Annotated in this window: 23 protein-coding genes, 3 tRNA genes and 1 pseudogene; 12 read left to right on the top strand and 15 right to left on the bottom strand. The window is 72.0% G+C overall.

Annotated elements, in window-relative coordinates; all coding sequences use genetic code 11:
- Nucleotides 1-230 precede the first annotated feature (230 nt).
- A tRNA-Lys gene (locus EAD98_RS02100) sits at nucleotides 231-306 on the bottom strand.
- Nucleotides 307-493: 187 nt separating this feature from the next.
- On the opposite strand from EAD98_RS02100, the gene EAD98_RS02095 reads away from it, so the two are divergent.
- A complete protein-coding gene (locus tag EAD98_RS02095; RefSeq protein ID WP_121652386.1) occupies nucleotides 494-1,762 on the top strand; it encodes an Ig-like domain-containing protein in 1,269 nt (422 codons plus the stop codon).
- 253 nt (nucleotides 1,763-2,015) lie between these two features.
- Nucleotides 2,016-3,302, top strand: coding sequence for an Ig-like domain-containing protein (locus EAD98_RS02090; RefSeq protein WP_121652385.1), 1,287 nt, complete (start codon nucleotides 2,016-2,018; stop codon nucleotides 3,300-3,302).
- 140 nt (nucleotides 3,303-3,442) lie between these two features.
- Here the strand turns inward: EAD98_RS02090 and EAD98_RS02085 are convergent.
- Nucleotides 3,443-3,515, bottom strand: a tRNA-His gene (locus EAD98_RS02085).
- Between the two features lie 106 nt (nucleotides 3,516-3,621).
- Entirely contained in the window at nucleotides 3,622-4,212 is a 591-nt protein-coding gene (gene orn, locus EAD98_RS02080) for an oligoribonuclease (protein WP_121652384.1), read from the bottom strand.
- A gap of 72 nt (nucleotides 4,213-4,284) precedes the next feature.
- Between orn and EAD98_RS02075 the strand changes: the two genes are divergently transcribed.
- On the top strand, nucleotides 4,285-5,553 hold the full coding sequence (locus EAD98_RS02075; protein ID WP_121652383.1) for a glycosyltransferase 87 family protein: 1,269 nt from the start codon (nucleotides 4,285-4,287) through the stop codon (nucleotides 5,551-5,553).
- Nucleotides 5,554-5,813: 260 nt separating this feature from the next.
- On the opposite strand, the pseudogene EAD98_RS31425 reads toward EAD98_RS02075, so the two are convergent.
- The 4 genes and pseudogenes from EAD98_RS31425 to EAD98_RS02055 all read right to left on the bottom strand — a co-directional run.
- Nucleotides 5,814-6,125 (bottom strand): annotated as a pseudogene (locus EAD98_RS31425) (hypothetical protein); the annotation flags it as partial.
- A gap of 679 nt (nucleotides 6,126-6,804) precedes the next feature.
- Nucleotides 6,805-7,545: a YcnI family protein gene (locus EAD98_RS02065; protein ID WP_121652382.1), complete on the bottom strand. Its 741-nt coding sequence runs from the start codon at nucleotides 7,543-7,545 to the stop codon at nucleotides 6,805-6,807.
- Between the two features lie 17 nt (nucleotides 7,546-7,562).
- The gene (locus EAD98_RS02060) at nucleotides 7,563-9,227 is read right to left on the bottom strand and encodes a copper resistance CopC/CopD family protein (RefSeq protein WP_121652381.1); all 1,665 of its coding nucleotides are present in this window, start codon (nucleotides 9,225-9,227) and stop codon (nucleotides 7,563-7,565) included.
- A 47-nt stretch (nucleotides 9,228-9,274) separates the two neighbouring features.
- Nucleotides 9,275-9,910 carry a zf-HC2 domain-containing protein gene (locus EAD98_RS02055; RefSeq protein WP_158609759.1) on the bottom strand — a complete coding sequence of 212 codons (636 nt, stop codon included), beginning with the start codon at nucleotides 9,908-9,910 and terminating at the stop codon, nucleotides 9,275-9,277.
- A 107-nt stretch (nucleotides 9,911-10,017) separates the two neighbouring features.
- Here EAD98_RS02055 and EAD98_RS02050 point away from each other — a divergent pair, with 107 nt between their 5' ends.
- The 4 genes from EAD98_RS02050 to EAD98_RS02035 are packed head-to-tail and all read left to right on the top strand — an operon-like array spanning nucleotide 10,018 to nucleotide 12,946.
- On the top strand, nucleotides 10,018-10,608 hold the full coding sequence (locus EAD98_RS02050) for a sigma-70 family RNA polymerase sigma factor (protein WP_121652379.1): 591 nt from the start codon (nucleotides 10,018-10,020) through the stop codon (nucleotides 10,606-10,608).
- Between the two features lie 31 nt (nucleotides 10,609-10,639).
- Nucleotides 10,640-11,164 (top strand): MauE/DoxX family redox-associated membrane protein, encoded by a 525-nt coding sequence (locus tag EAD98_RS02045; protein ID WP_121652378.1) that lies wholly within the window; start codon nucleotides 10,640-10,642, stop codon nucleotides 11,162-11,164.
- Nucleotides 11,157-11,873: a thioredoxin domain-containing protein gene (locus EAD98_RS02040; RefSeq protein WP_121652377.1), complete on the top strand. Its 717-nt coding sequence runs from the start codon at nucleotides 11,157-11,159 to the stop codon at nucleotides 11,871-11,873. The genes EAD98_RS02045 and EAD98_RS02040 overlap by 8 nt, the downstream gene beginning before the upstream one ends.
- A complete protein-coding gene (locus tag EAD98_RS02035; protein ID WP_121652376.1) occupies nucleotides 11,870-12,946 on the top strand; it encodes a hypothetical protein in 1,077 nt (358 codons plus the stop codon). The genes EAD98_RS02040 and EAD98_RS02035 overlap by 4 nt, the downstream gene beginning before the upstream one ends.
- Nucleotides 12,947-12,956: 10 nt before the next feature.
- On the opposite strand, the gene EAD98_RS02030 is transcribed toward EAD98_RS02035, so the two are convergent.
- From EAD98_RS02030 to EAD98_RS02015, 4 genes are read right to left on the bottom strand one after another with little or no spacing between them, the layout of a single operon-like run.
- Nucleotides 12,957-13,715 carry an energy-coupling factor ABC transporter ATP-binding protein gene (locus EAD98_RS02030; protein ID WP_121652375.1) on the bottom strand — a complete coding sequence of 253 codons (759 nt, stop codon included), beginning with the start codon at nucleotides 13,713-13,715 and terminating at the stop codon, nucleotides 12,957-12,959.
- The gene (gene cbiQ / locus EAD98_RS02025) at nucleotides 13,712-14,482 is read right to left on the bottom strand and encodes a cobalt ECF transporter T component CbiQ (RefSeq protein WP_121652374.1); all 771 of its coding nucleotides are present in this window, start codon (nucleotides 14,480-14,482) and stop codon (nucleotides 13,712-13,714) included. The genes EAD98_RS02030 and cbiQ overlap by 4 nt, the downstream gene beginning before the upstream one ends.
- 14 nt (nucleotides 14,483-14,496) lie before the next feature.
- On the bottom strand, nucleotides 14,497-14,901 hold the full coding sequence (locus tag EAD98_RS02020; protein ID WP_121652373.1) for a PDGLE domain-containing protein: 405 nt from the start codon (nucleotides 14,899-14,901) through the stop codon (nucleotides 14,497-14,499).
- A complete protein-coding gene (locus EAD98_RS02015) occupies nucleotides 14,898-15,614 on the bottom strand; it encodes an energy-coupling factor ABC transporter permease (protein ID WP_121652372.1) in 717 nt (238 codons plus the stop codon). Before EAD98_RS02015 ends, EAD98_RS02020 begins: the two co-directional genes overlap by 4 nt.
- A gap of 196 nt (nucleotides 15,615-15,810) precedes the next feature.
- On the opposite strand from EAD98_RS02015, the gene bcp reads away from it, so the two are divergent.
- The 4 genes from bcp to EAD98_RS01995 all read left to right on the top strand — a co-directional run bounded on the left by bcp (nucleotide 15,811) and on the right by EAD98_RS01995 (nucleotide 17,608).
- Nucleotides 15,811-16,287: a thioredoxin-dependent thiol peroxidase gene (gene bcp / locus EAD98_RS02010; protein ID WP_121652371.1), complete on the top strand. Its 477-nt coding sequence runs from the start codon at nucleotides 15,811-15,813 to the stop codon at nucleotides 16,285-16,287.
- Between the two features lie 30 nt (nucleotides 16,288-16,317).
- Nucleotides 16,318-16,914: an HNH endonuclease gene (locus EAD98_RS02005; protein ID WP_199723233.1), complete on the top strand. Its 597-nt coding sequence runs from the start codon at nucleotides 16,318-16,320 to the stop codon at nucleotides 16,912-16,914.
- Nucleotides 16,905-16,978: transfer RNA gene (locus tag EAD98_RS02000), tRNA-Leu, on the top strand. The genes EAD98_RS02005 and EAD98_RS02000 overlap by 10 nt, the downstream gene beginning before the upstream one ends.
- Nucleotides 16,979-17,071: 93 nt before the next feature.
- Nucleotides 17,072-17,608 carry a GNAT family N-acetyltransferase gene (locus tag EAD98_RS01995; RefSeq protein ID WP_121652370.1) on the top strand — a complete coding sequence of 179 codons (537 nt, stop codon included), beginning with the start codon at nucleotides 17,072-17,074 and terminating at the stop codon, nucleotides 17,606-17,608.
- A gap of 4 nt (nucleotides 17,609-17,612) precedes the next feature.
- Here EAD98_RS01995 and EAD98_RS01990 read toward each other — a convergent pair whose 3' ends face one another.
- From EAD98_RS01990 to EAD98_RS01980, 3 genes are all read right to left on the bottom strand, one after another.
- Nucleotides 17,613-18,623 carry an expansin EXLX1 family cellulose-binding protein gene (locus EAD98_RS01990; RefSeq protein ID WP_233583680.1) on the bottom strand — a complete coding sequence of 337 codons (1,011 nt, stop codon included), beginning with the start codon at nucleotides 18,621-18,623 and terminating at the stop codon, nucleotides 17,613-17,615.
- 111 nt (nucleotides 18,624-18,734) lie between these two features.
- Nucleotides 18,735-19,553 (bottom strand): MOSC domain-containing protein, encoded by an 819-nt coding sequence (locus tag EAD98_RS01985; RefSeq protein WP_121652369.1) that lies wholly within the window; start codon nucleotides 19,551-19,553, stop codon nucleotides 18,735-18,737.
- Between the two features lie 4 nt (nucleotides 19,554-19,557).
- On the bottom strand, nucleotides 19,558-20,391 hold the full coding sequence (locus EAD98_RS01980) for a class I SAM-dependent methyltransferase (protein WP_121652368.1): 834 nt from the start codon (nucleotides 20,389-20,391) through the stop codon (nucleotides 19,558-19,560).
- 138 nt (nucleotides 20,392-20,529) lie between these two features.
- On the opposite strand from EAD98_RS01980, the gene EAD98_RS01975 reads away from it, so the two are divergent.
- A complete protein-coding gene (locus EAD98_RS01975; protein WP_121652367.1) occupies nucleotides 20,530-21,615 on the top strand; it encodes an LCP family protein in 1,086 nt (361 codons plus the stop codon).
- A gap of 103 nt (nucleotides 21,616-21,718) precedes the next feature.
- On the opposite strand, the gene EAD98_RS01970 is transcribed toward EAD98_RS01975, so the two are convergent.
- Complete coding sequence (locus EAD98_RS01970) at nucleotides 21,719-23,176, bottom strand: sugar transferase (RefSeq protein ID WP_233583679.1); 1,458 nt, start codon at nucleotides 23,174-23,176, stop codon at nucleotides 21,719-21,721.
- Nucleotides 23,177-23,373 lie beyond the last annotated feature (197 nt).

Here is a 23,373-nt window from a genome sequence, read left to right as displayed (position 1 = left end):
CGACAGCGGAGAGCCCGACATGCCGAGGCAACCATTTCTCCGACGTTGCGCAGGTCTTGGCTTCCCTTCCGCGGGGGGCGGGACAGTTGGCACAGAGTCGTATACCTCTGAGGCATAAATATGACTCTGAGGTATGAGGGTGCCTGGCGACCACGCCCCCGGACCCGCGTCACTCACCCCGAAACGACATCTGGGCACCCACCCGTGAGGGTGAATGCCCAGATTATTGCTGGTGCGCCGCCAGGGACTCGAACCCCGAACCCGCGGATTAAGAGTCCGCTGCTCTGCCAGTTGAGCTAGCGGCGCTCGTCGGCAACGGAGAGAACATTAGCACCCCGCCGAGCCGGGCTCCAATCCGGTTGCCCGGGTCCCCCCTTCGGTCGAGCTTAGCGGGCAAAAGGTCTCAAAACGGTCCGCGCGACGAGGACGGGACCGTCTGCCAAGGCGGTGATGCGGCACGATGTCCGCCAGGTACGCGAGAACAGAGGTGGGGATGGCACGGTTCACGCGAGCCGGGGCGGTGGTGGGCGCTCTGGCCCTGGTGGCGTCGCTGGCACTGACCGCCTGCGGCGACGAGCAGAAGAACCCGGAGTTCGTCGGCGGGTCCGAGCCGAGCGCAAGCGCGAGCGCCGAGCCCGGCGCGGCGGAGCCGACGACGCCGGCCGCGCCGAGCGGGCCCGCGCTCGCGCTGAGCCCGGGCGACGGCACGAAGAACAAGCCGGTGAGTACGGAGATCAGCGCGAAGCTCCCGGACGGCGCGAAGGTGTCCACGGTCACCCTGACCGCCGCGAGCGGCGGCGCGGTCGCGGGCACGCTGCGCACCGACGGCTCCGCCTGGGTGCCGAACGCCCCGCTGAAGTACGGCACCAGGTACACCGCCACGGTGACGGCGACCGGGGCCGACGGGACGAGCAGCCAGGGCACCAGCAGCTTCACCACGATGGCCAAGCCTCGGTCGACCGTCGGGTCCGGCCTCTACCTCTTCGACGACAAGAGCTACGGCGTGGCCATGCCGGTGGTCACCGAGTTCCACCCGGGCATCCCGAAGAAGGACCGGGCGGCGGTGCAGAAACGAATGTTCGTCCGCACCGACCCGCCGCAGCCGGGGGCGTGGCACTGGGTCGACAACGGCACGCAGGCTTACTACCGGGCGCCGGAGTACTGGAAGCCGGGCACGACGCTCACCGTACGGATCGCCCTGGCCGGGGTGCCGCTGAGCAACGGCCGCTACGGCGACGTCGACCGCAAGGCCACCGCCAAGATCGGCCGGTCGTTCGTGATGAAGGTCGACAACGCCACCAAGAAGATGACGGTGTACGAGAACGGCGCGCTGGTCCGCACCGTGCCGGTGAGCCTGGGCAAGAAGAGCACCCCGTCGTCCAGCGGCACGATGGTGGTGATGGAGAAGAAGGAGTCCACGGTCTTCGACACCCGCGACGACCCGGACCCGGCCAACCGCTACGTCACCGAGATCGACTTCGCCCAGCGGCTCACCTGGGGTGGCGAGTACATCCACGCCGCGCCCTGGTCGGAGCACGTGCAGGGGCGGCAGAACGTCTCGCACGGCTGCGTGAACGTGTCGACGGCGAACGCCCGGTGGCTGTTCGGCAAGACGCGGATCGGTGACCCGATCACGGTGAAGGGGACCGAGCGCAGGCTCGCCGCCGGCAACGGCTGGACGGCGTGGAGCCTGAGCTGGTCGCAGTTCGTCAAGGGCAGTGCGCTGCCGGTGCCCGCGGGTGGGTCCGGCCCGGCGCTTTGAGCCGTACTCCGGCCCCACGCCGGCCCGTGCGACCGCGCGGGCCGGCGCGTACCCTTGCACTGCCCGCGGCGCGACGGCGCCCGCGGCGACCCCTCAGTCCCGGCACGGAGACGAGCCAGACTCACGAAACGCCGGATTTTAACAAAATTCCGGCATCATCGTCGGCGTGTTCCGGTTCACCCTGTGCAACCAGGGCCGGTCCTGGTGCGTCAGTAGGAGACGATGGGTCAGGGACCACGACTGTGAGGGAATCATGCGAGCTAGCCAGGACCAGCTGATCCGGCCCGGTGGGCGACGCCGCGTGTTCGCGGCGGGGCTTCTCGCCGTGGCACTGGCCTTCACCTCCGCCTGTACCGACGGTGACGGCGGTAAGCCGTCTTCGTGGCAGGGCGGCAGCGAGAGTCCGGCGCCGAAGGCGGCGGCGACCATCAGCGAACCGGCGACCGACGCCAAGGACGTGCCAGCGTCCACCGGCATCACCTTCACCACGAAGGACGCCGTCGAGACCGCCGTCGAGCTCAAGGACGCGGCCGGCAAGGCGGTCGAGGGCTCCGTCAGCGCGGACGGCAAGACCTGGCTGCCGGCCGGGGCACTGGAGTACGGCACGAGCTACACCGCCACGGTGACCGCCACCGGCGACGACGGCCGTCCGGCCACCGCGACCAGCACCTTCACCACCATGGCCAAGCCGGGCAACCAGGTGCGGGTGAGCAGCTTCCTCGGCGACAACCAGGTGGTCGGGGTCGGGATGCCGCTGATCGTGAAGTTCAGCCGCGCCATCCCGGAGGACTACCGCGACGACGTGCAGCGCCGGATGACGGTGACCTCGACGCCGGCCCAGGAGGGCATCTGGCACTGGGTCAGCCCCACCGAGATCCGGTACCGGCCGAAGCAGTTCTGGAAGGCCGACAGCAAGGTCTCCTACCGGGTGCAGGCCGGCGGCCTGCCGATGGGGGACGGCTGGTACGGCCGCGCCGACCTGACCGTGGACATCAAGATCGGCGCAGCGGTGGTCATGACCGTGGACAACAAGACCAAGCGGATGACGGTGACCCGGAACGGCTCCGTGGTGAAGACCATCCCGGTCAGCCTGGGCAAGAAGAGCACCCCGTCGTCCAGCGGCACCATGGTGGTGATCGAGAAGCTGCGCAAGACGGTCTTCGACACCATGGAGGAGCTGGGCCCCGAGGAGGGCTACCGCACCAAGATTGACTTCGCCCAGCGGCTCACCTGGGGCGGGGAGTTCATCCACGCCGCGCCCTGGTCCGAGGGGCAGCAGGGCACCACGAACGTCTCACACGGCTGTGTGAACGTGTCGATGGCCAACGGCGACTGGCTGTTCAAGAACACCCGGGTCGGTGACCCGATCACCGTCAAGGGCACCGAGCGGAAGCTCCAGAACGGCAACGGCTGGACCGACTGGAACATGAGCTGGGACGAGTACGTCAAGGGCAGCGCGCTGCCGTACGAGCCGCCCGCCGACCCGGACACCTCGCCGACCCCGGACGCCGGCACCCCGACGCCCACGCCGACCGCCTGAGGCAGCCGAAACGACGAAAGCCCCCTCCGCGGCGGAGGGGGCTTTCGTATTTGCGCCGATCCGCCCGTGGTCCTCTGACCGTCAGTCCCCACAAACGGCTCAGGCCCCCTCGTGGGAGGGGGCCTGAGATCCACTAGCTGGGTGACTGATGGGAATTGAACCCACGACAACCGGGACCACAACCCGGTGCTCTGCCAACTGAGCTACAGCCACCATGCCGCCGTCGCCCGGTCGATCGCCCCGGGCGGGGTGCGGACCAATAATAGCCACACCGCGCCGGACCCCGTCCAGCGGGTTGCCGGCTCACCCCGGCGACAGGTCAGAGGTCGGCGGCGATTCCCTTGGCGGTCTCCACGTCGGGGCCGGGCAGCGGGACGAAGATGGTCCGCCGGTAGTACTCCAACTCCCGGATGCTCTCCCGGATGTCGGCCAGCGCGCGGTGCGCCAGGCCCTTCTGCGGCTGGCCGAAGTACACGCGGGGGTACCAGCGGCGGCACAACTCCTTGATCGACGACACGTCGATCATCCGGTAGTGCAGGTGCGCGTCGAGGCGGGGCATGTCCCGGGCGATGAAGCCCCGGTCGGTGGCGATCGAGTTGCCACAGAGCGGCGCGGTACGCGGATCCTTGACGAAGCCGCTGACGTACTCCAGAACCCGGTCCTCGGCCTCGGCCAGGGTCACCGCGGAGCGGCGCACCTCCTCGGTGAGGCCGGACTTGGCGTGCATCGTCCGGACGATCTCCGGCATCGCCTCCAGCGCGGCCTCGTCGGCGTGGATCACCACGTCGACGCCATCACCCAGCACGTTGAGGTCAGGATCGGTGACCAGTGCCGCAACCTCGATCAGCTTGTCCCTGCCGAGGTCCAAACCGGTCATTTCACAGTCGATCCAGACGAGGAGATCAGCCACCGGGACAGCCTACGCGCCGCCCACGACCCGCGGCTGCGCGCTCTCGACCGAGCGGCCCGCTAGGGTTTCGGAGTGCCAGCCGAACCCGTCGCACCGCCCGCCGTCACCGACGACGATCCCGGCGGCCGTACGGTCCGTCGGCTCGTCGCGGTGGTGGCGCTGATCGCCGTGCTGCCGGCGCTCTACCTGCCCGGCCTGGTGCACAACTTCTTCGACCTGAAGATCTACATGTCGGCGATGGACTGGTGGCGGGTCGGCCACCCGCTCTACGACTACGTCCAACCCGACCGGGTGCAGGGCGAGCTGTACTTCACGTACCCGCCGTTCAGCGCTCTGTTGCTGTGGCCGTTCGGGCTGCTGAAGCTCGGAACCACCGTGACGATCTTCACGGTGCTCACCGTTCTGGCCGTGGTGCTGACCACCCGGTGGCTGGTGATGCCGGTCATCGCCCGGCACAACCTGCCGCGAACGTTCACCCTGTGCGTCGCCGTGCTGCTGGTGCTGGCGGTGGAGAGCACCCGCGAGACGCTCACCTTCGGCCAGATCAACATGCTGCTGGTCGTCCTGATCCTGGCCGACCTGCTGTTCGCGGTGCCGCAGGCGCGACGCTGGGCCGGGGTGGGCATCGGCCTGGCGACGGCGCTCAAGCTCTTTCCCGGCATCTTCATCGTGTACCTGCTGGCCACCCGGCGGTGGCGGGCCGCGGTGGTGGCGAGCGCGACAGCGGCGGCGGCGACTCTGCTGGCGGCGGCGATCGCCCCGAGCGACTCGTGGCGGTTCTGGACCCACGAGCTGTGGGACACCGATCGGGTCGGGCGCACCGACTACGTCGGTAACCAGTCGCTGTTCGGCCTGCTCAGCCGGTTCACCGCTCCGGAGAAGCCGGAGCGGCTGCTCTGGTTGCTGGTGGTCGCCGTGGTCGCCGTGTACGGGCTGTGGCGGGCGGCCCGCGCGGCCCGGGCCGGCGACGCCTTGACCGGCCTCACCCTGACCGGGCTGGTCGGTTCCCTGGCGAGCCCGATCACCTGGACCCACCACATCTACTGGTTCGTGCCGGCGGTGGTGCTGCTCGCGGACGCCGCGTTGAGTGCCGACCGCCCGGACGAGGCACGCCGGCGTCGGTGGTTGGCCGGGCTGGCGCTGGTAACCACGGCAGTGATCATCTACGGAATGGTGACGTTCCAGAAGTGGGGCACGGCAGTGGTCCGCACCGGCGATCCGGTGGACTTCGTCCTGCAGAACGGGTACGTGCTGCTCAGCCTGCTGCTGCTGGCCGCGCTACCGGTGCACTCCAAGCACCTTGAGGAAAAATCGCACCAAATGGACAGGCCTCCCCACTAGCCACCATTGGCGCTAATCTGACCTCATCTACCTCAAGCGTCGCTCGGGTAGCACCGATCCCCCGGTGAGGGTGGCCCTCCGCGTCGGCAGCGCGGAGGGCCGCTCGCCGTCTCGTCCACCGTGACCGGTCGGGCCGTCGGCGCCGCGGTGGCCGGCGGCCAGGCCAGACTCAACGCCACCTCCGGGGGACGGGGCAGCCGGGCCGGCGCCTCCAGGTCGGCGAGGGTGCTCGGCCGGGCAGGTTCGGCGCCGATCGCCGACCGGGGCCGCGCGTCCGCGCCGGAACCGACCGGGGTGAGCTGCCGCCCGGCCGGCAGCGAGCGTGCCACCGCGACGTCCGGGGCGGGTGCGGTGCCCAGTCCACTCAACGAACTGACCCCGAGCCGACCGGCGAGCACCGGCACCTGATCCGGCTCGACCACGAAGACCACCTCGCGGGGGCGCGGCGGGCGCAGCAGGAGCACCGCCGCGCCCACCACCAGCAGCACCCCGACCGCCAGCAGCCCCCAGGTGGCCGGGGTGGTCCACCCGGCCCGCAACTCGGCGCGCAGATCCAGAGCCAGGTCGCCGCCGCCGTCCGGCCGCATCACCACGAGGCTCATCGGCTCGCCGGCCAGGTCGTCCGCACTCCACTCCAGCGAGCCGATCCCCTCGCGTACCCAGAACGGGCGACCAAGGGGGGTCACCGGCCCGGCGGTGGTCGGGGCGCCGGCGGCCGGGCCGGCGGGGTCGAGCCGGACGGGCAGCGGACCCCGCGCCAGTGCCACCCGGCGGACCGAGGCGTACGGCACCGGCTCCAGCCAGCGGCGCACCTCGGCGGTGGGCGCCAACCCCACGAAGGCCGGGCCGTCCGGCGTGCGCGCGTCCAACTCCAGCCGGGTCTGCGCGGTGCGCGCGAACGGCGCCTCCTGGCGCAGCAGGCGGTCGAGGTCGGTGACCACGACCGCGTGGCCGGGTGTGCGGACGGTCTCGAACCGGGCGGCGAAGGTCCCACCGGGGTCGGCGTGCCGGGTCACGAGCCAGAGCGCGCCACCGGCGAAGAGCGCCGGAATCCCGATGACCAACAGCAGCACCCCAGCGATCCCCCGCACGAAACGCATTCGCACCGTCCCCCTCCGTAGCCAGATACCCGGCCGACCTTACCGACGTACACCGTCTGATCAGGGGATATCCGCCGCACGGTCGGCCCCGTCCCGGGGAAAGCACGCTGGCCCGCCGGATTCTCCGGCGGGCCAGCGGGTGAGCGGTGGGTCAGGACTTGGCGACCGGCTCCCGACGGGTGCGGACGAACGCCAGCCCGCCCAGCACCAGCCCAGCGAGGCCGGCGACCAGACCGGCGACGCCGAGGCCGACCGCGACGCCCTCGCCCTCGTCGTCGTCATCGTCGGTCGTCGCCGCGGCTGCCGCGGCCGGGGCGGACGGCGCAGCCGACCCCGACGGCGCGGCGGCGGTCAGGGTGAGCACCGGCGCCGGGTGCTCCGGCTCCTCGCCCCCCGCGGTCGGCTCGTCGATCCAGCGCGACACGTTGCCGTCCGAGTAGGTCTGCAGGGTTTTGAAGATCATCGAGTCGACCTGCGGCAGCGGCCCCATCGAGACCGGGAACTCCTGGAACTGGCCCGGCTTCACACCCGCGTCACCGGTCGCGGTCCAGGTCAGCTTGGAGACCGCCTCGGTGATCGGGCTGCCGTGCACCTCGATCGGCGGGTCGACCTTGCGCTTCTCCACGGCCACCGTCCAGCCGGGCACCGGCATGGTCGACACCGAGCCGACCGGGGCGTTCTCCGGCAGCACCACCTCCAGCTTGGTGGTCGACGCGCTGTCGCTCTCGTTGGGCACGCGGAACGCCACCCGGGCGTACCCGCCCTGGGTCGCCTCCTTCGGGTTCACCGTGACGTGGGCGGAGGCCGGCCCGGCGAAGCCGAGCACGGCGGTCGCGACGGCGGTGAACGCCAGGGCGGTGGCGGCGGTTGCGGTACGCCGGAGACGGGTCATGGGTTTCGGGAGCCTCTCTAACGGATGGGCACGGTGGCGGTCACCGTGGCCTGGTCGATGTCGGACGTGCGAACGGTGATCTTCAGTTGCCAGTCGCCGGCGGCAGGCAGGCTGACGTCCCCGTAGGCGTGGTTGTCCGTCAGCGGCAGCAACGGGACCTCGATCGGCTCGATCCCGGCCGAGGGCAGCGCGGCGGTCGCCTGCCACTCCGCCACGGGCTGCGGCTGGTTGTCCTTGGTGTACGCGTACAGGTGCATCGAGTTGTTGCCCCGCTCGGCCGGGTCCAACTCGACCTGGAGGGTGAAGAGCGGGCTGGACAGGGTGGTGGAGAAGAGACCGGCCTGGGTGCCGGACGGCTCGGCCACGGCGGTGCGGGCGGGCGTGGTCTGCACCAGGGTCGCGGACAGGCCGAGCACCACCACGGTGACGGCCAGTTCCACCAGGACCGCCCGGCGCACCGGCACGGGTCGCTGCGCCGCGGTGCGTCGGCGCACCAACTGCCGGGAGTACGCGGCCACGGCGATCACCAGCGCGAACAGCCCGATCTTGGCCAGCAGCAGCCGCCCGTACGTGGTGTTGATCAGGGCGTCGAGGGTGGCCACCTCGATCAGCGCCTGGACGGTGCCGGCCAGCAGCAACGCCGAGACGGCGAGCGCCGCCCAGCGCGACCAGATCGGCAGGATCGCGCCCAGCTCCCGCTCGTCGGCCTGGCGCAGCAGGAAGGCCGCGAGCATCAACAGGCCGCCCAGCCAGACGGCCATGCTGCCCAGGTGGACCGCGTCGACCACCACGGAGACCGCCGGGGCCGGGGAGGCCGCCGGGTGCCCGGCCAGCGGCCAGGTCAGCAGGGCCGCGCCGCCGAGCACGGCCAGGATGATCGCGTCGGTGCGCCCGGACGGCCCGGTCAGCAACGGCCGGAGCAGGAACGCCGCGGCCGCCAGCAGGCCGAGCCGGACCAGGTGGGCGGCGCCGAAAGCGCTGCCGAACACGCTGCCGAACCCCTCGCCGGTCACCTCGAAGAGGCCACCGCCGGCGGTGTAGGGCACCTGCAGCCACAGGTCGGCGAGGGTGGCGACCGCCACGAGACCGAGGCCGGTCCAGGCCAGGCGGGCCGGTCCCCGCCGGGACAGCCGTCGTGGCCACAGCGCGGCGAGCACCAGCGCCGGGCCGACCAGCAGCACCAGGCCGGCATACCCGAGGAAACGCGCCACCTTCACCGCGTTGCCCACCACCGGGTTGGCCCGGCTGTCGTCACCGGTGTCGGCCGGCGGTGTCGAGGGCGCGCCGACCGAGTAGGTGAACGCGCCGGAGACCGGGTGGCTGTCGGCGGAGATCACCCGGAAGCTGACCAGGTAGGTGCCGCGCTCGCCGGCCGGATCGACCGGGATGGTCACGGTGCCGCCGTCGAAACGTGGCTCACCCCGGTCGGCGCGGGAGCCGTCCGGCGCGATGACGCGGATCTTGCCAGGAACCTTGCGGACGGACTCGCTGAACGTGAGGACCACCTCGGCCGGCCCGGTCGGCACCACCGACGAGGCGGCCGGGCTGCTGCTCTGCAGCACCGCGTGGGCGCTGGCGGGAGTGGCCGGGGCGATCAGGAGGAGGACGACGGTGACCAGAAGGCCGGCGGTGGCGGCCAACCGGGCGAGCCAGCGGCGGGGGGCGACAGTCATGCTGGCCATGCTCGCCGACGAGAGTGGATCTCGGCGACCCGAGTCTGCTGAGTCATTCAGCCGCGTCCCACCGCCAGCACCGGCGTGAGCGGCCGGTCCTCCCCGCCGGTACGAACCAGCGCCCACAACAGACCCGCCTGCACCACGGCGGCCAGGTGGCCGACCTCGTGCATCAGCGCGGTGGTCGAGTTGGCGATGTCCACCACGCTGGTGCCGGCCAGGCAGACCGCCAGCACCAGAGCCACCGGCAGGAACGCTCGTGCCCGCTCGGGCCGCCAGGCGGCCAGTGCGAAGCCCACGGCCAGCGCCACGTCGAACGAGGCCATCTCCCGGCTGGTGTGCGGGTCCACCGACACGCCCAGCCCGGCGAGCAGGATCGGCAGCGCGATGGCCAACTGCGCCACCGCGGCCACCGCCACCGCGATCCGCAGCACCTGCCGGCGGGCCCGCCGGACGGCGGCCGGGCTCCGGTGGGCGGAATCGGCGGCGACCGCGGCCAGCACCGCCGCGGTGAGGTCGGGCACCTCCACCGGCTGCACCCGGACCAGCCGGGTCACCTGCTCTGCGCTCGCCAGCCAGGCGCGGCAACCGGCGCAGGTGGCGGTGTGGGCGTCCAGCGCCGCCGGGGACGCCTGCGGGTCCTCCCCGTCCAGGCGCGCCGACAGCGCCGCGCGTACGTGGTCGCAAGTCATGACGGGGTAGTCGGCCCATGGCGGGGAAAAGTTCCCGACGTGGCGCAGAACATTCATGAGCCCAAGGGCTCCGCCGACGCCCCGGGCGCCGCGTAACCTGGTTTGTCGTGATCCCCGTCCCGCGTGACACCGGTGCCGCCGGTCCGGCCGACCCGGCGGAAGGCGGTGCCCGGGATCCGGCCACCGAGTGGGCGTTGACCGCGCGCGACGGCGACCCGACCGCCCAGGCGGCCTTCGTCCGGTCGACCCAGGCCGAGGTCTGGCGCTTCACCGCCGCCCTGGTGGACCCGGACAGCGCCGACGATCTGACGCAGGAGACCTACCTGCGGGCGTTCCGGGCGCTGCCCGCGTTCGAGGGTCGTTCCAGCGCCCGCACCTGGCTGCTCGGCATCGCCCGACGGACCTGCGCCGACCACCTGCGCACGGTGATCCGCCGTCGACGGCTCGACGAGCGGCTCGCGGCGAACGCGTACACCGACCGCCCGCACCCGGACCCGGCCGGGCAGCTCGGCGCCGCCGACCTGGTCCGCCGGTTGAGCGCCGAGCGGCGGGCCGCGTTCGTGCTCACCCAACTGCTCGGCCTGTCGTACGCCGAGGCCGCCGCCGTCGAGGGGGTGCCGGTGGGCACCATCCGATCCCGGGTCGCCCGGGCCCGCGACGACCTGGTCGAGGCGGTCGGCGACGCCCTGACCGGCTGAGCGGGAACTTCCGGCGACGACGGGACGACCAATGACCGTGACAGCACCTTGGACCCGCGCCGGTCGCTGGGCCGCCGTCCGGCCCTGGCTCGGTGTCGCGGCCCGACTCGGCCTCGCCGCCGTCTGGCTGGTCGCCGGCGCGTCGAAGGTCGGCGACCTGGCCGCCTCCGGCCGGGCCGTGAACGCCTACCAGGTGCTGCCGTACGACGTGGCGACCGTGGTCGGCGCCGCGCTGCCCTTCGTCGAGTTGGCGCTGGGCGTGCTGCTGCTGCTCGGGCTGGCCACCCGGCTCAGCGCGGGAGTCTCGGCGGCCCTGCTGGTGGTCTTCGTCGCGGGGATCGCCTCGGCCTGGGCGCGTGGCCTGGCCATCGACTGTGGCTGCTTCGGCAGCGGCGGGCAGCTCGCCGAGGGGCAGGCACCCAGTTACCTCCCGGAGATCCTGCGCGACCTGGGATTCTTGGTGCTGGCTGGTTTTCTGCTGATCTGGCCGCGTACGCCCGTCTCAGTGGACGGGTGGTTGTCCGGTGAACCCGCCGTGGAGGACGAGGATGAGTAGTCGCAAGGGGCAGCGGGACGCGGCCCGGGTGGTCCGCCAGCAGCTGGCCCGCGAGCGGCGCCGCCGCCGCACCCTCTGGGTCTCCGCCGCCGCCGTCGCCGTGCTGGTCATCGCCGGCCTGATCGGCTGGAGTGTCTGGTCCAGCCAGCGCTCGGACGACTTCACCACCCCGCCCGGCGCCAACGCGGACGGCACCGGCATCGTCACCGGCGGCGGGCCGGTCACCGTCGACGTCTACGAGGACTTCCTCTGCCCGGCCTGCAAACAGTTCGAGCAGACCAGCGGGGCGACCCTGGAGCAGTTGGTGGCCGAGAACAAGGCGAAGGTGGTCTACCACCCGGTGGCGTACCTCAACCGCTTCTCCACCACCGAATACTCCACCCGCTCCTCGGCCGCCTCCGGCTGCGCCGCGGCCGGCGGCAAGTTCCGCGAGTACGCCAAGGCGCTCTTCGACCAGCAGCCGCCGGAAGGCAGCGCCGGGCTCACCGACGACCAGTTGATCGACATCGGCGCCGGGGTGGGGCTGGACCGGGGCTCGTTCGGCGTCTGCGTCAAGGACAGCACGTACCGGACGTGGACCGAGCACGTCACCGACGAGGCGAGCCGGAGCGACGTCACCGGCACACCGACCATCCTGGTCAACGGTCAGCCACTCGCCGACCGCAGCCCGCAGGGCCTCACCGCGGCCGTGGCGGCGGCCGGCAGGTGATCCGTACCCTGCTGGCCCGCGCCGGCCTGGTCGCCGCCGCCGCCTGCGCGGCCACCCTGCTCACCGCGGCGCCCGCCGCCGCGCACGGCGCCGACGCCCCGGACGGCAGCGACTACCGCACCCGGACCACCGGCGTCACCCCGGCCCGACCCGGGCTGGAGGTACGGGTGGTCGAGGCGGGCGCCCGACTGGAGCTGACCAACCGCACCGGCCGCCCGATCGAGGTGATCGGCTACTCCGGTGAGCCGTACCTGCGGATCGGCCCGGACGGGATCTTCGAGAACACCCGCTCCCCCGCCACGTACCTGAACCGCACCATCGCCGGGGACACCACGCTGCCCGCCGAGGCGGACCCGGCGGCAGCGCCGTCCTGGCAGCGGATCTCCGACGGGACCACGGCCCTTTGGCACGACCAGCGCGCGCTGTGGCGGGAGTCGGCACCGCCGGACGCGGTACGCGCCGCCCCGGACCGCGAGCACCGCGTCCGGGACTGGACGATCCCGCTGCGCGACGGCGCCGAACCGGCGCAGATCCGCGGCACGCTGGACTGGCTGCCGCCGCCGGACGCGTACACCTGGTGGGCGGTGACCATCGTGGGGCTGCTCGCGGTGGGCGCGCTCGGCCTGCTCGCCGCCGCCGCGCCCGCCGGTGCCCGGGCGCTGTCCGCGCTGGGCGTGCTGCTGGTCGCCGGGGGCGTCGTCGCCGTGCTCTACCCGGTGGGCCGGGAGCTGGACGCCGGCGCCCAGGGCATGGGCGGGGTGCTGGTCGGGCTGCTGTCCGGACAGGTCTGGTCGCTGCTCACCGGCGTCGGCGCGATCGCCGCCGGTTGCTACGCGCTGGCCCGCCGCCCGGCTGCCGACTTCGCGGTGGCGCTGGCCGGGGCCTGTCTGGCGCTCTTCGCCGGGGTGGCCAACGCCGCGGTGTTCGCCCGGTCGGTCGCGCCGGTGCCCTGGCCGGCCGAGGTCGCCCGGGTGATGGTGGCGCTGGTGCTGATCACCGGCGCCGGCGCGACCGCCGCCGGCGTCCTGCGCCTGCACGCCGCCTCCCGAACCGCCGCCCCCGCCCAGACCTGACCCGCGCCGGTCAGGGGCGCGGAGCGAAGCCGTACGGAAGTTCGAGGCGGTGGCTGGCCAGGAGCGTGGAGTCGGCCAGCAGGTCCAGCGTGGGGGCGTCGGCGACGATCCGGCCACCGTCCAGGATCACCGAGCGCTCGCACAGCTCCGCCGCGTACGGCAGGTCGTGGGTCACCATCAGCAGCGTCACCGGCAGCTCGCGCAGAATCTCGGCCAGCTCACGCCGGGCCGCCGGGTCCAGGTTCGACGACGGCTCGTCCAGCACCAGGATCTCCGGGTGCATGGCGAGCACGGTGGCCACCGCCACCCGGCGGCGCTGCCCGAACGACAGGTGCTGCGGCGCCCGGTCCCGGTGCTCGCTCATCCCCACCGCCGCGAGCGCCTCGTCCACCCGGGCGGCCAACTCCGCCCCGCGCAGACCCAGGTTGGCCGGCCCGAACGCGACGTCCTCCGCCACGCTGGGCAGGAAGAGCTGGTCGTCCGGGTCCTGAAAGACGATGCCCACCCGGCGGCGCACCTCGGACAGGGTGGCCCGGTCCGGCGTCACGGTCAGGCCGCCGACGCTCACCGTGCCCTCGGTCGGGGTGAGGATGCCGTTGAGGTGCAGCACCAGCGTGGTCTTACCGGCGCCGTTGGGCCCGAGCAAGGCCACCCGGCCCCCGCGCGGCACGGTCAGGTCCACCCCCTGCAGGGCGACATGCCCGTCCGGGTACGCGTACCGAACGCCACGAACGTCCAGCGAGACAGCGGTCTGCACGACACCGATCATGTCAGCACGACGGCGGTGGCGGCGATGGAGGCCGCCACCACCGGCACGGTCGCGGCGACCAGCCACTGGCCGGTGGTCGCCGCGCCGTCGCCCTGCCAGACCTCGGGCATCCGCCCCGAGTAACCCCGGGACAGCATCGCCAGGTAGACCCGCTCACCGCGTTCGAACGCCCGCAGGAACAGCGCCCCGATCCCGGCGGCGAAGCCGCGCAGCTGCCACAGGAAACGCGGATCGTCACCCCGGGAGATCCGGGCCACCCGCATCCGCCGCGCCTCGCCGACCAGCACGTCGAGGTAGCGCAGCATGAACGTCGCGATCTGGGTGAGCACCTGCGGGCAGTGCAGCCGGTCCAGCCCGACGATGAGGTCCCGGGTGGTGGTGGTCGCGGCAAGCAGCAGCGAGGCGAGGACGCCCAGGGTGCCCTTGGCCACGATGTTCCACGCGCCGTGCAGCCCATCCTCGGACAGCCGCAGGCCCAGCACCTCGACCCGCTCGCCGGCACCGAGGAACGGCAACGCGACGGCGAACAGCACGAACGGCAGCTCGATCAGCGCCCGGCTGAGCAGCCACCGCGGCCCCACCCGGGCCAGCGCCGCCACCACCGCCACCAGCAGGGCGTACGCGCCGAAGGCCCAGAACGCGGCGCGCGGGGTGGCCACCACGGCGACCGTGAAGACCACCATCGCCACGATCTTGACCTCGGGTGGGAGCCGGTGCACCGGCGAGTCGGACTCCCGGTACAGCACGTGCCCGTGACCGGCTCCCATCCGCGTACCCCTGCTCAGCCGTTGGCGTCGGCGTGGCGCCGGTCGTCGGTGGACGTCGCGGCATCGCCCTCGGCGGGCGTCGTGGTGCCACGGCGGCGCAGCAGCCAGAAGCCACCGGCGCCGACCGCGAAGGTGAGCAGCACGCCGAGCACCCCGGAGAGGCCGGTGGAGAGGAAGCTGTTCTCCACGCCCCGCACCCCGTAGTCGGCGAGCGGGCTGTCCCCCAACTCGTGGTCCCGGGCCTGCTGGGCAGGGCAGCTTCCGCCGACGATGTTGTCATCGGCGTCGACGGTGCATCCCTTGAGCAGCGACGAGTCCAGCCCGTCCGGGTGGGACGAGGCGTAGTTGCTCACCACCCCCGCCAGCAGCAGGGCGACCAGCAGGCCACCGGCCAGGAAGGCCCAGGAGCGGTTCTTCATCGGACACCTCCGACGGCGGGAACGGTGGGTACGGTCGCGGGACGCAGCCCGCGCAGCGCGTAGACGAGGTCGGGGCGCACCTTCGCCACGGTGACCACGGTGGTGGCGGTGATCAGACCCTCACCGATGCCGATCAGCAGGTGGACACCGGCCATCGTGCCGGCCAGGCTGGCCAGATTGCCGCCCAGGTCGGTGGTGCCGCCCAGCCAGTACTGCAGAACGAAGCCCTGGGACGCGACCACCACGCTGAGCATCGCGGCGACGAACCCGGTGACCGCCAGGCCGGCGGGCGTGCGGGGCAGCACCCGCAGCAGCACGGCGATCAGCACGTACGCCGCGGCGGTGCCGAGCAGCGCCATGTTGGTGATGTTGAGGCCGAGCATCGCCACGCCCCCGTCGCCGAAGACCAGCGCCTGCACGACCAGCACCACCGACACGCAGAGCGCGCCGACCCACGGGCCGACCAGCATCGCGGCGAGCGCGCCACCGAGCAGGTGACCACTCACCCCGGCCGTGAAGATCGGAAAGTTGAGCATCTGGACGGCGAAGATGAACGCGGCCACCAGGCCGGCCATCGGGGCCAGGCGGTCGTCGAGGTCACGCCGACCGCGCAGGACGCAGCCGGTGAGCGCGGCCAGGGCGAGCGCCGCGAATACCGCTGCGACGGGACCATCGATGATCCCGTTCGAGATGTGCATCGCCAGGGTTTCCACGCGACCTCCCACGCGTCAGCGGACCCGTCCGGGGCCGGCGGAAGTCAGCCTATTTCCCGAACCCTGTTGTTGCCATACCCTGGCAACAAGGCATGTTGTTGATCACCATTCGGGACCGGCGCCGCCGACCGGCGGCCGCGACCGCTCCGCGCGTCGCCTGCGGCGGCACCGGCTCGCCCGGCGGTATCGTCGGGCCATGACCGCGCCCGACCGCCTCTCCCCCGGTGACCCCGCACCCGAGTTCACCCTCCCCACCGACACCGGCGACCAGCTCGCCCTCGCCGACCTGCGAGGCCGCAAGGTGGTCCTCTACGCCTACCCGGCGGCCATGACCCCCGGCTGCACCAAGCAGGCCTGCGACTTCCGCGACTCGCTCGCCTCCCTCCAGGCCGCCGGCTACGAGGTGGTCGGCATCTCCCCGGACAAGCCCGAGAAGCTGGCGAAATTCCGCGACCGCGACGCCATCACGTTCCCGCTCGTGTCGGACGTGGACAAGGCGGTGCTGACCGCGTACGGCGCGTACGGCGAGAAGCAGCTGTACGGCAAGACCGTGACCGGCGTGATCCGCTCGACCTTCGTCATCGACGCCGACGGCAAGATCGAGCGGGCGCTCTACAACGTCAAGGCCACCGGGCACGTCGCCAAGCTCCGCCGCGACCTCGGCCTCGACTGACCTGTCGTACCGGGCGGCTACGTTCCGTCAGTGGTTCGATACAAGTACACGCCCGAGGCGCTGGCCGCGGCGGCGGCTGCGGCTCGCAACATCACCGAGGTGATGCGGCTGCTCGGCATCCGGGTCAGCGGCGGCTCGCACGCGCACATCAGTCGGCAGCTAAAACGATTCGGCGTCGACACGTCCCACTTCACCGGCCAGGCGCACAATCGAGGCGTCCGTTGGCGGCGGACATCGCCGGAAGAGTTGCTGGTGGTGCTTCCCGAGGGCTCCCGCCGAATCCCTGGTGTTCGCCTGAGGCGCGCTCTCGCCACGATCGGTCTTCCCGAGAACTGCGAGGTCTGCGGCACCGGCTCGACGTGGCAAGGAGGCAAGTTGACGCTGCACGTGGATCACATCAACGGCGACTTCCTCGACAACCGCCCACGAAACCTCCGGCTGCTGTGCCCTAACTGTCACAGCCAGACCTCCACCTACGCTGGTCAGCGACGGCCCGCCCTCGTGGAGCCCGGGGTGGTTTACGATCCTGACGCTGTCACTCCAACCGGCTTCCCGATAGGCAGACGACTGCCTCGTCGGCAAGAATGGCCGTGGACGCTGGTGGAGTACAGCATCAAGGGGCCGTAGCCCAACGGCAGGAGGCATACGGTTTAGGTCCGTACCAGTGCGGGTTCGAATCCCGTCGGCCCCACGTCATCGTCGCGGGACGAGGCACCCAGCTCGATCAAAGCGCCCTGTCGTGCATGTCACGATCACGGGCCGGCGCCCTGGTCGCGGGGTCAGGATGGCGGGCGTGAGTTTGCGCTTCGTCCTCGATCCCGAGCTGACCCCGCAGCTGCGCGCCGAGATCGTCGCCCTCTGGGTGGATGTCAGCAACGCCGGCGGCGCGGTCGGCTTCGTACCCCCGGTCACCGCGGCCGACGTCCGCGCCACCGCCGATCCGACCTTCGCCGGCATCGCCGACGGACCGGACCGGCTGCTGGTCGGATATGACGGCGACCGGCTGGTGGGTGTAGCGATTTTCTGCGACAACCGGTTCCCGCTCAAGGCGCACTGGTGCGTGCTGAAGCGGGTGATGGTCCACCCGGACACCCAGGGTGCCGGCCACGGCTCGGCGCTGATGCGCGAGGCCGCCCGGCTGGGCCGGGAGCTGGGCCACGAGGCGCTGCACGTGACGGTGCGGGACGGGCTGGGGTTGGACGGGTTCTACCGCCGGCTGGGGTACCGGGAGATCGGTCGCCTGCCGCGCGCGTTGCGGGTGGCGCCCGGTGACGACCGGGACGAGGTCCTGATGTGGCTGGACCTGACGTCCACGGACTGAGCGGTCAGCTCGCGCACCAGCGGGCCGTGGCCCCGGCCGGCCGGGTGCCCGGCGGGTTGGCCACCGCTGTGACCGACGCGCTCGCCTTCGCCACCTCGGCCGGGCGGCGGGCCGGCGTCGGCGTAGCCGCGGGTCGATTGGCGGACGGCCGCGCCGACGCGGACGGACGCGAGGTGGCGGTTGCCGCGCCGCGCCCGTACATGCGGACCGTGCTGGTCTGCATCTGACCGGGCGCCATCCGGATGCCGGCGACGGTGGCCCGATTGCCGTACACGTCGGTCAGCCGGATGGTGAACGGGCCGGCGCCGGCGCCGGAGGGGATCAGCCAGTAGTTGTAGTCCTGCCGGGCGGTCGACTGCCACGGGCCGCTGTCGCGCTGCCGGACTTCGACGGCGCGCAGCGGGTTGCCGTGATTGCCGATCCGGACGGCGAACCAGAACTGCGACGCGCCCTCTTTGATCCGGAAGGTGAGCGGGCCGGGGAGCGGCGGGTTGACCACCGCGCGGTAGGTGATCGGTACGAGGCCCTGGACCGGGTCGGCGATCCGGGTGAACGCCTCGCGGGACAGGTCGAGGTGCCCGGGTGCGCACTCCGGGCACTGGTCCATGATCAGGACGCGGACGCTGCCCTTCGGACCGGTCACGTCGAGGAACCCGCCGCAGGCGGCGCCGGCGGCGTACTCGGTCGGACCGAGCGCGACGTAGAGCCGGTTGGCCGGGGCGGCCGGGTTCGAGCAGTTGCCGCCGGCGCCGTTCGAGTCGTAGAAGGTCGCCTTGCCGCTGTGCGTGGCGGTGCCGGTGGGCGGGGCGGCGAGCGCGCGGCCGGCGGCGCAGGCCGGAGTGGAGCCGGAGCGCAGCGCCAGGGTGAGCCCGAGCACCGCCGCGAGGACGGTGACGCCGCTGGCGACCAGCCAGGGGATCGGGCCGGACGAGGGCGTGGGCCGGTCGTCCGGAGCCCGGTCCAGATCGAGGTCGATGTCGATGTCGACGCCGCCGGGAGCGCTTCCGTCCGTCACGCCGCGATGCTGCCCGAACCGCCATCGACCGGACAAGCCGGCTAAGCGAAAGCTAAGACAGTGTCGACGGACGGTGATCGCCGTGCTCACCCCGGGCGAGCCCTGGACCGGTCACACCTCCGGGACGACCGGGGCGCCCACGGCCACGGGCCCGCCGTGCACGGGCACGAGGTGCAGTCCGAAGAGGAGTTTCTGGTGGACGTTGCGGTGCCGGCCGAGCGTGCGCAGCGGCTCCTTCGTGCGTACCCCGGTCTCCTGGTCGGTCGTGGTCACCACGCAGCGGTCGCATGGCCCGGCGGCACGGAACTGCAGGTCACCGATGCGCAGCGACCGGCCGACCCAGCCGTCCTCGGCCCACGCGGCGGCCCCGCCGATGACCAGGTTGGGCCGGAACCGGGCCATCGGCACCGGTTCCTCCCCGGCCTCGGCGAGCCAGTCGTTGAGCGCGTCGAGGGAGGCGGAGTTCGTCAGCAGCAGCGGGTAGGCGTCCGCGAAGTTGACCTGGTCGCCGGTGTCGTGTTCGCGATCCGCGGCGGCGAGGTGTCGGGTCGGCCGGGCGAACCAGACCAGTCGGACCGGCCGGCCGAGCAGCGCGCCGAGCCAGGCGTCGGCCGCCGGGCCGGCGGGCAGCGCGGGCACCGGAAGCTTCCGGTTGCGGAAGGTGCGCACGTCCACCGGGTCACCGTCGGCCGGCTCGGGCACGTCGAGGTCGGGCTGACCGTCGGCGCGCAGCGTGAGACCACCGGGGCGCACGGTGGCGCGCAGGCCGACCAGCCGGGTGGTCTCCCGCTGGGTGACGCCGACGCCGTCGGCGTCCACCACCATCCAGCGGCGGTCGCCGGCCAGGCCCCACGGCCGCACGAGGGCGTCGTCGTGGTCGAGCCGGTGGCAGCCCTTGACGGGGTACGTGTGGATCGAGGTCAGCCGCACGGGGCTACCATGCCACGCCGATGCCGTCGCCGGGGTACCAGTGGTTGGCGGGGCTCTCCCGGTAGGCGAGGAACCGCCGGCCGGTGCGCTCGGCGTGTTCGGCGAGCACATTGGTGCTGGTGACGTTGTCGGTGAGCAGGATCGCGCCGGGGGCGAGCTTCGGCTCCACCGCGTCGAACTCGCGCTTCTCGTGTGCCCGGCTGTGGTCGCTGTCGTGCAGGAAGAGGTCGACCGGGCGGTCCAGAGCGCCGATCGAGGCGATCGAGTCGCCGATCACCAGGTCGACCACCTCCGACCAGGGGGCGGTGCGGGCCAGGTAGCCGGCCTCGGGATTGATGTCCAGTGAGGTGACCCGGCCCGGGTGGCCCTCCTGCGCGTTGCGCAGCAGCGCCGCGGCCAGGACGCAGCTGCCCAGCCCCTTGTCGACGCCGGTCTCCACCACGTGTGCGGGGCGGGTGGCCCGGACCATCGCGTACCAGCCGATCCGGCGGGCGTAGCGGACCTGCCGGTCGGCCAGCCCCCGCCGGGCGGAGCCCGCCGTGGCCTGCTCGATGTGCTGTCGCAGGGGTTGGTCGGACTCGACCTCGTCGAACCAGCCGCGGACCTGCTCGACCGGGCGGTCGCAGATCACGCTGACGAACCAGGCCAGGTGGTGGCGGCTGAGTTTGGTCAGGTCGTAGGTGTAGTTGTGGTGTTCCCGCGAGGTGACCAGCCATCGGGCCGAGGTGCGCAGCACCTTGGCGTCGTGCCGGGCGACACGGGCCAGCCGTTTCGGGAAGGCGGCGACGGGCGCGAGCGGGGTGCGGGCGATGGCCCGTCGGAGCTTCGTTGCGTCCACCGGAGCTTCTTATCAGGCCGGCGGGCCTTGCGGCAGGGGTTGTTGCCATTGAGTTCGGTCGACAGTTCAACCCGTCGGCGGGCGGTGCCGGCCGGACGAGGGTACTCGGGCCGAAAGCCGAGTCAGTAGCATCGCGCCATGCCACGTCACAATGAGACCGCGCAGCCCGGCGCGTACTACTCGACCGGGACCGCCGGCCAGCCACTGCGAGTGGACGACGGCGAGCCGGTTGGCCCGCAGCCACCCCAACGACGCCGCTGGCGGCGGATTCTCCTGATCAGCCTGCTGGTGGTGACGCTGGTGGGGGGAGGAGGGGTGATCGCCGGCGGCCTTTACCTGCGTTCGGTCGAGGGTGACATCGATCGCGTGGACGCGTTCCAGGGTGTGCCGGAGGAGGGTCGCCCGCAGGCGGCGGTCGAGGGCGCGATGAACATCATGATCCTGGGCAGCGACTCGCGTGACCCGGAGAAGACCTCCGGCTCGCGGACCGACACGATCATCCTCGCCCACCTGCCGAAGGACCGGTCCAGCGCCCAGCTGATCTCGATTCCCCGGGACACCTGGGTGTCGGTGCCGCGATCCGCGGACGGCAACAACGGCGGCCGGGACGCCAAGATCAATGCCGCGTACGCCTGGGGCGGCGTGCCGCTCATGGTGCAGACCGTGGAGTCGTTCACCAAGGTACGGGTGGACCACGTGGCTCTGATCGACTTCGCCGGGTTCAAGGAAATCATCGACGCGCTGGGCGGCATCGAGGTCAACTCGGAGAAGCGGTTCACCTCGATCCACGCGCCGTTCCGCACGTTCGAGAAGGGAATGCAGCGGATGGACGGCGAGGCGGCGCTCGACTACGCACGCCAGCGCAAGCAGTTCGCGGACGGTGACTTCGCCCGGATCCGGCACCAGCAGCAGGTCATCAAGGCGATCATCGACAAGGCCTCCTCCGGTGGCCTCCTGACCAACCCCGGCAAGCTGAACTCGTTCCTCAAGGCCACCTCGAACTCGGTGTCGGTGGACAAGGAGCTGTCCCTGCTGGAGACGGCCAACCAGATGCGCGGCGTCCGCGGCAGCAACCTGACCTTCGTCACCAGCCCCACCAAGGGCACCGGCCGGATCGGTTCGGAGAGCGTCGTCCTGGCCGACACGAACCGGGTCAAGTCGTTCTACGACGCGGTGCGCCGGGACGCGGTCCCGGACATCCTCGCCGGCGCGAAGAAGCCGTAGGTCCCTCCGCCCGCCGGCGCTTTGCCGGTGGCGGGCGGCGGCACGAACACTGACGGGCGGTGGCCGGAAGGCCACCGCCCCTCGACGTCTCCGGAACTCCGGATCAGTACGCGCCCCGCCGGGCCAGCACCACGCTGACCGTCTTCCACAGGATGGCGAGGTCGTACACCAGCGACCAGTTGTCCACGTAGTGCAGGTCCAGCCGGACCGCGTCGTCCCAGGTCAGGTCGGAGCGGCCGGAGATCTGCCAGAGGCCGGTGATGCCCGGCCGCACCAGCAGCCGCCGGCGGACGTCACCGCGGTAGTCGTCGTCCTCGGTGGGCAGCGGGCGCGGGCCCACCAGTGACATCTGCCCCCGCAGCACGTTGATCAGCTGGGGCAGCTCGTCCAGCGAGAGCGCCCGCAGGTGCCGGCCGATGGGGGTGACCCGAGGGTCGTCCTTCATCTTGAACAGCAGGCCGTCGCTCTCGTTGCGATGCTGCAGGGCGGCCAGCCGCTGCTCGGCGTCGGTGTACATGGTCCGGAACTTCCAGACCTTGAAAGCGCGGCCCTCGTGACCGATCCGGGTCTGCCGGAACATCACCGGCCCCGGGTCACTGAACTTGATGGCCAGGGCGATGGCGAGCAGCACCGGGCTCAGCAGCACCAGCCCGAGCAGTGCGGTGAACCGGTCGAGCACGGTCTTGGCCAGCAGCGACAGGCCGGAGATGGTGGGCTCGTCCACATTGAGCAGGGGAAGGCCCTCGATCGGCCGGACGTGGATGCGCGGGCCGGTGACGTCGGTGACCTGGGGAACCACCACCAGGTTCAGGCCGGTGCCCTCCAACTGCCAGGCGAGCTTGCGCAGCTCGTACGACTCCAGGCTGGCGGGGCCGCAGACCGCGATGGTGTCCGCGCCGAGCTGCTGGACCAGCGGCACCAGGTCCCAGCCCACGTAGACCGGCACCGGGGCGTTCACCCGCTCGCCCGGTCGGGGGTGATGTGGCAGGTGGATGGCGATCGGGTGGAGCCCGGCGCCGTAGTTGCGGGTCACCACCTCGTGCAGCGCGAGCGCGTCGGAAAGCCGGCCGACCAGCAGCACCTTCTGCGACGCCCGCCCGGTGCGCCGGATCCGGCGCAGCACGACCCGAGCGGCGAAGCGAGCCACCAGGGTGTAGAGCAGCAGGCAGATGATGATCGCGGCGACCGTCGCCCGGGACAGGTCCTTCTTGAAGCCGAGGGCGAGGAACGAGACCGTGGCGGCCATCGCGAGGTTGGCCCGGGCCACCCGCTTGAGCTCCTCGGTGCCCAGCCCGAGCGCACGCTGGTCGTACGCCCCGGCGGCGACGAGCAGGAGCAACCAACCGAGGGGGACGCCGATGTTCGCCACGAGGGTGAAGGAGCTGACGTTCCCGAGCACCCGCTGGTCCCAGAAGCCGGCGTCGGCCTCGGCCAGCAGGGCGACGACCGTCCGGCTGGCGGCCAGGGCCGCGAGCGCGTCGAGCAGGACCAGCCAGGCCACGTAGCGCCGTCGCCAGTTGGCCCGCGGTGCGACCGGGCGTGCGAACACGGACCGTGCCATGCCGTTGGAGGGAGGCGTGATCACCCCCAGATCGGGATCGAACCTCGGTGTCTGCTGTGGTGTGACAGCCGTGAGGAACTGAGTGTGCGCGGACACGACCTTCCTTTCCCACATCGCCCCCGTCGGGAGATCGCGACGTGCACCCTATGCGGCAGAAAGGCGTCCTGCCTAGTGGCGGTTCGGGCGCTCCTGCTGTG

The organism is Micromonospora sp. CV4 (genome assembly GCF_003667455.1).
GTDB lineage: Bacteria > Actinomycetota > Actinomycetes > Mycobacteriales > Micromonosporaceae > Micromonospora.
The sequence above is the reverse complement of the archived record's forward strand: the minus strand, read 5'-3'. Positions and strand labels throughout refer to the sequence as shown.

Bases quoted from the DNA above. Each gene is read 5' to 3' on its own strand.
- EAD98_RS02045 (WP_121652378.1), top strand. From the start codon at position 10,640: ATGACCGTGACAGCACCTTGGACCCGCGCCGGTCGCTGGGCCGCCGTC.
- cbiQ (WP_121652374.1), bottom strand. From the start codon at position 14,482: ATGGGAGCCGGTCACGGGCACGTGCTGTACCGGGAGTCCGACTCGCCG.
- EAD98_RS01970 (WP_233583679.1), bottom strand. From the start codon at position 23,176: ATGGCACGGTCCGTGTTCGCACGCCCGGTCGCACCGCGGGCCAACTGG.
- EAD98_RS02090 (WP_121652385.1), top strand. From the start codon at position 2,016: ATGCGAGCTAGCCAGGACCAGCTGATCCGGCCCGGTGGGCGACGCCGC.
- EAD98_RS02060 (WP_121652381.1), bottom strand. From the start codon at position 9,227: ATGGCCAGCATGACTGTCGCCCCCCGCCGCTGGCTCGCCCGGTTGGCC.
- bcp (WP_121652371.1), top strand. From the start codon at position 15,811: ATGACCGCGCCCGACCGCCTCTCCCCCGGTGACCCCGCACCCGAGTTC.
- EAD98_RS01995 (WP_121652370.1), top strand. From the start codon at position 17,072: ATGGCGGGCGTGAGTTTGCGCTTCGTCCTCGATCCCGAGCTGACCCCG.
- EAD98_RS02030 (WP_121652375.1), bottom strand. From the start codon at position 13,715: ATGATCGGTGTCGTGCAGACCGCTGTCTCGCTGGACGTTCGTGGCGTT.
- EAD98_RS02095 (WP_121652386.1), top strand. From the start codon at position 494: ATGGCACGGTTCACGCGAGCCGGGGCGGTGGTGGGCGCTCTGGCCCTG.
- EAD98_RS02040 (WP_121652377.1), top strand. From the start codon at position 11,157: ATGAGTAGTCGCAAGGGGCAGCGGGACGCGGCCCGGGTGGTCCGCCAG.
- EAD98_RS02055 (WP_158609759.1), bottom strand. From the start codon at position 9,910: ATGACTTGCGACCACGTACGCGCGGCGCTGTCGGCGCGCCTGGACGGG.
- EAD98_RS02065 (WP_121652382.1), bottom strand. From the start codon at position 7,545: ATGACCCGTCTCCGGCGTACCGCAACCGCCGCCACCGCCCTGGCGTTC.
- EAD98_RS02020 (WP_121652373.1), bottom strand. From the start codon at position 14,901: ATGAAGAACCGCTCCTGGGCCTTCCTGGCCGGTGGCCTGCTGGTCGCC.
- EAD98_RS01975 (WP_121652367.1), top strand. From the start codon at position 20,530: ATGCCACGTCACAATGAGACCGCGCAGCCCGGCGCGTACTACTCGACC.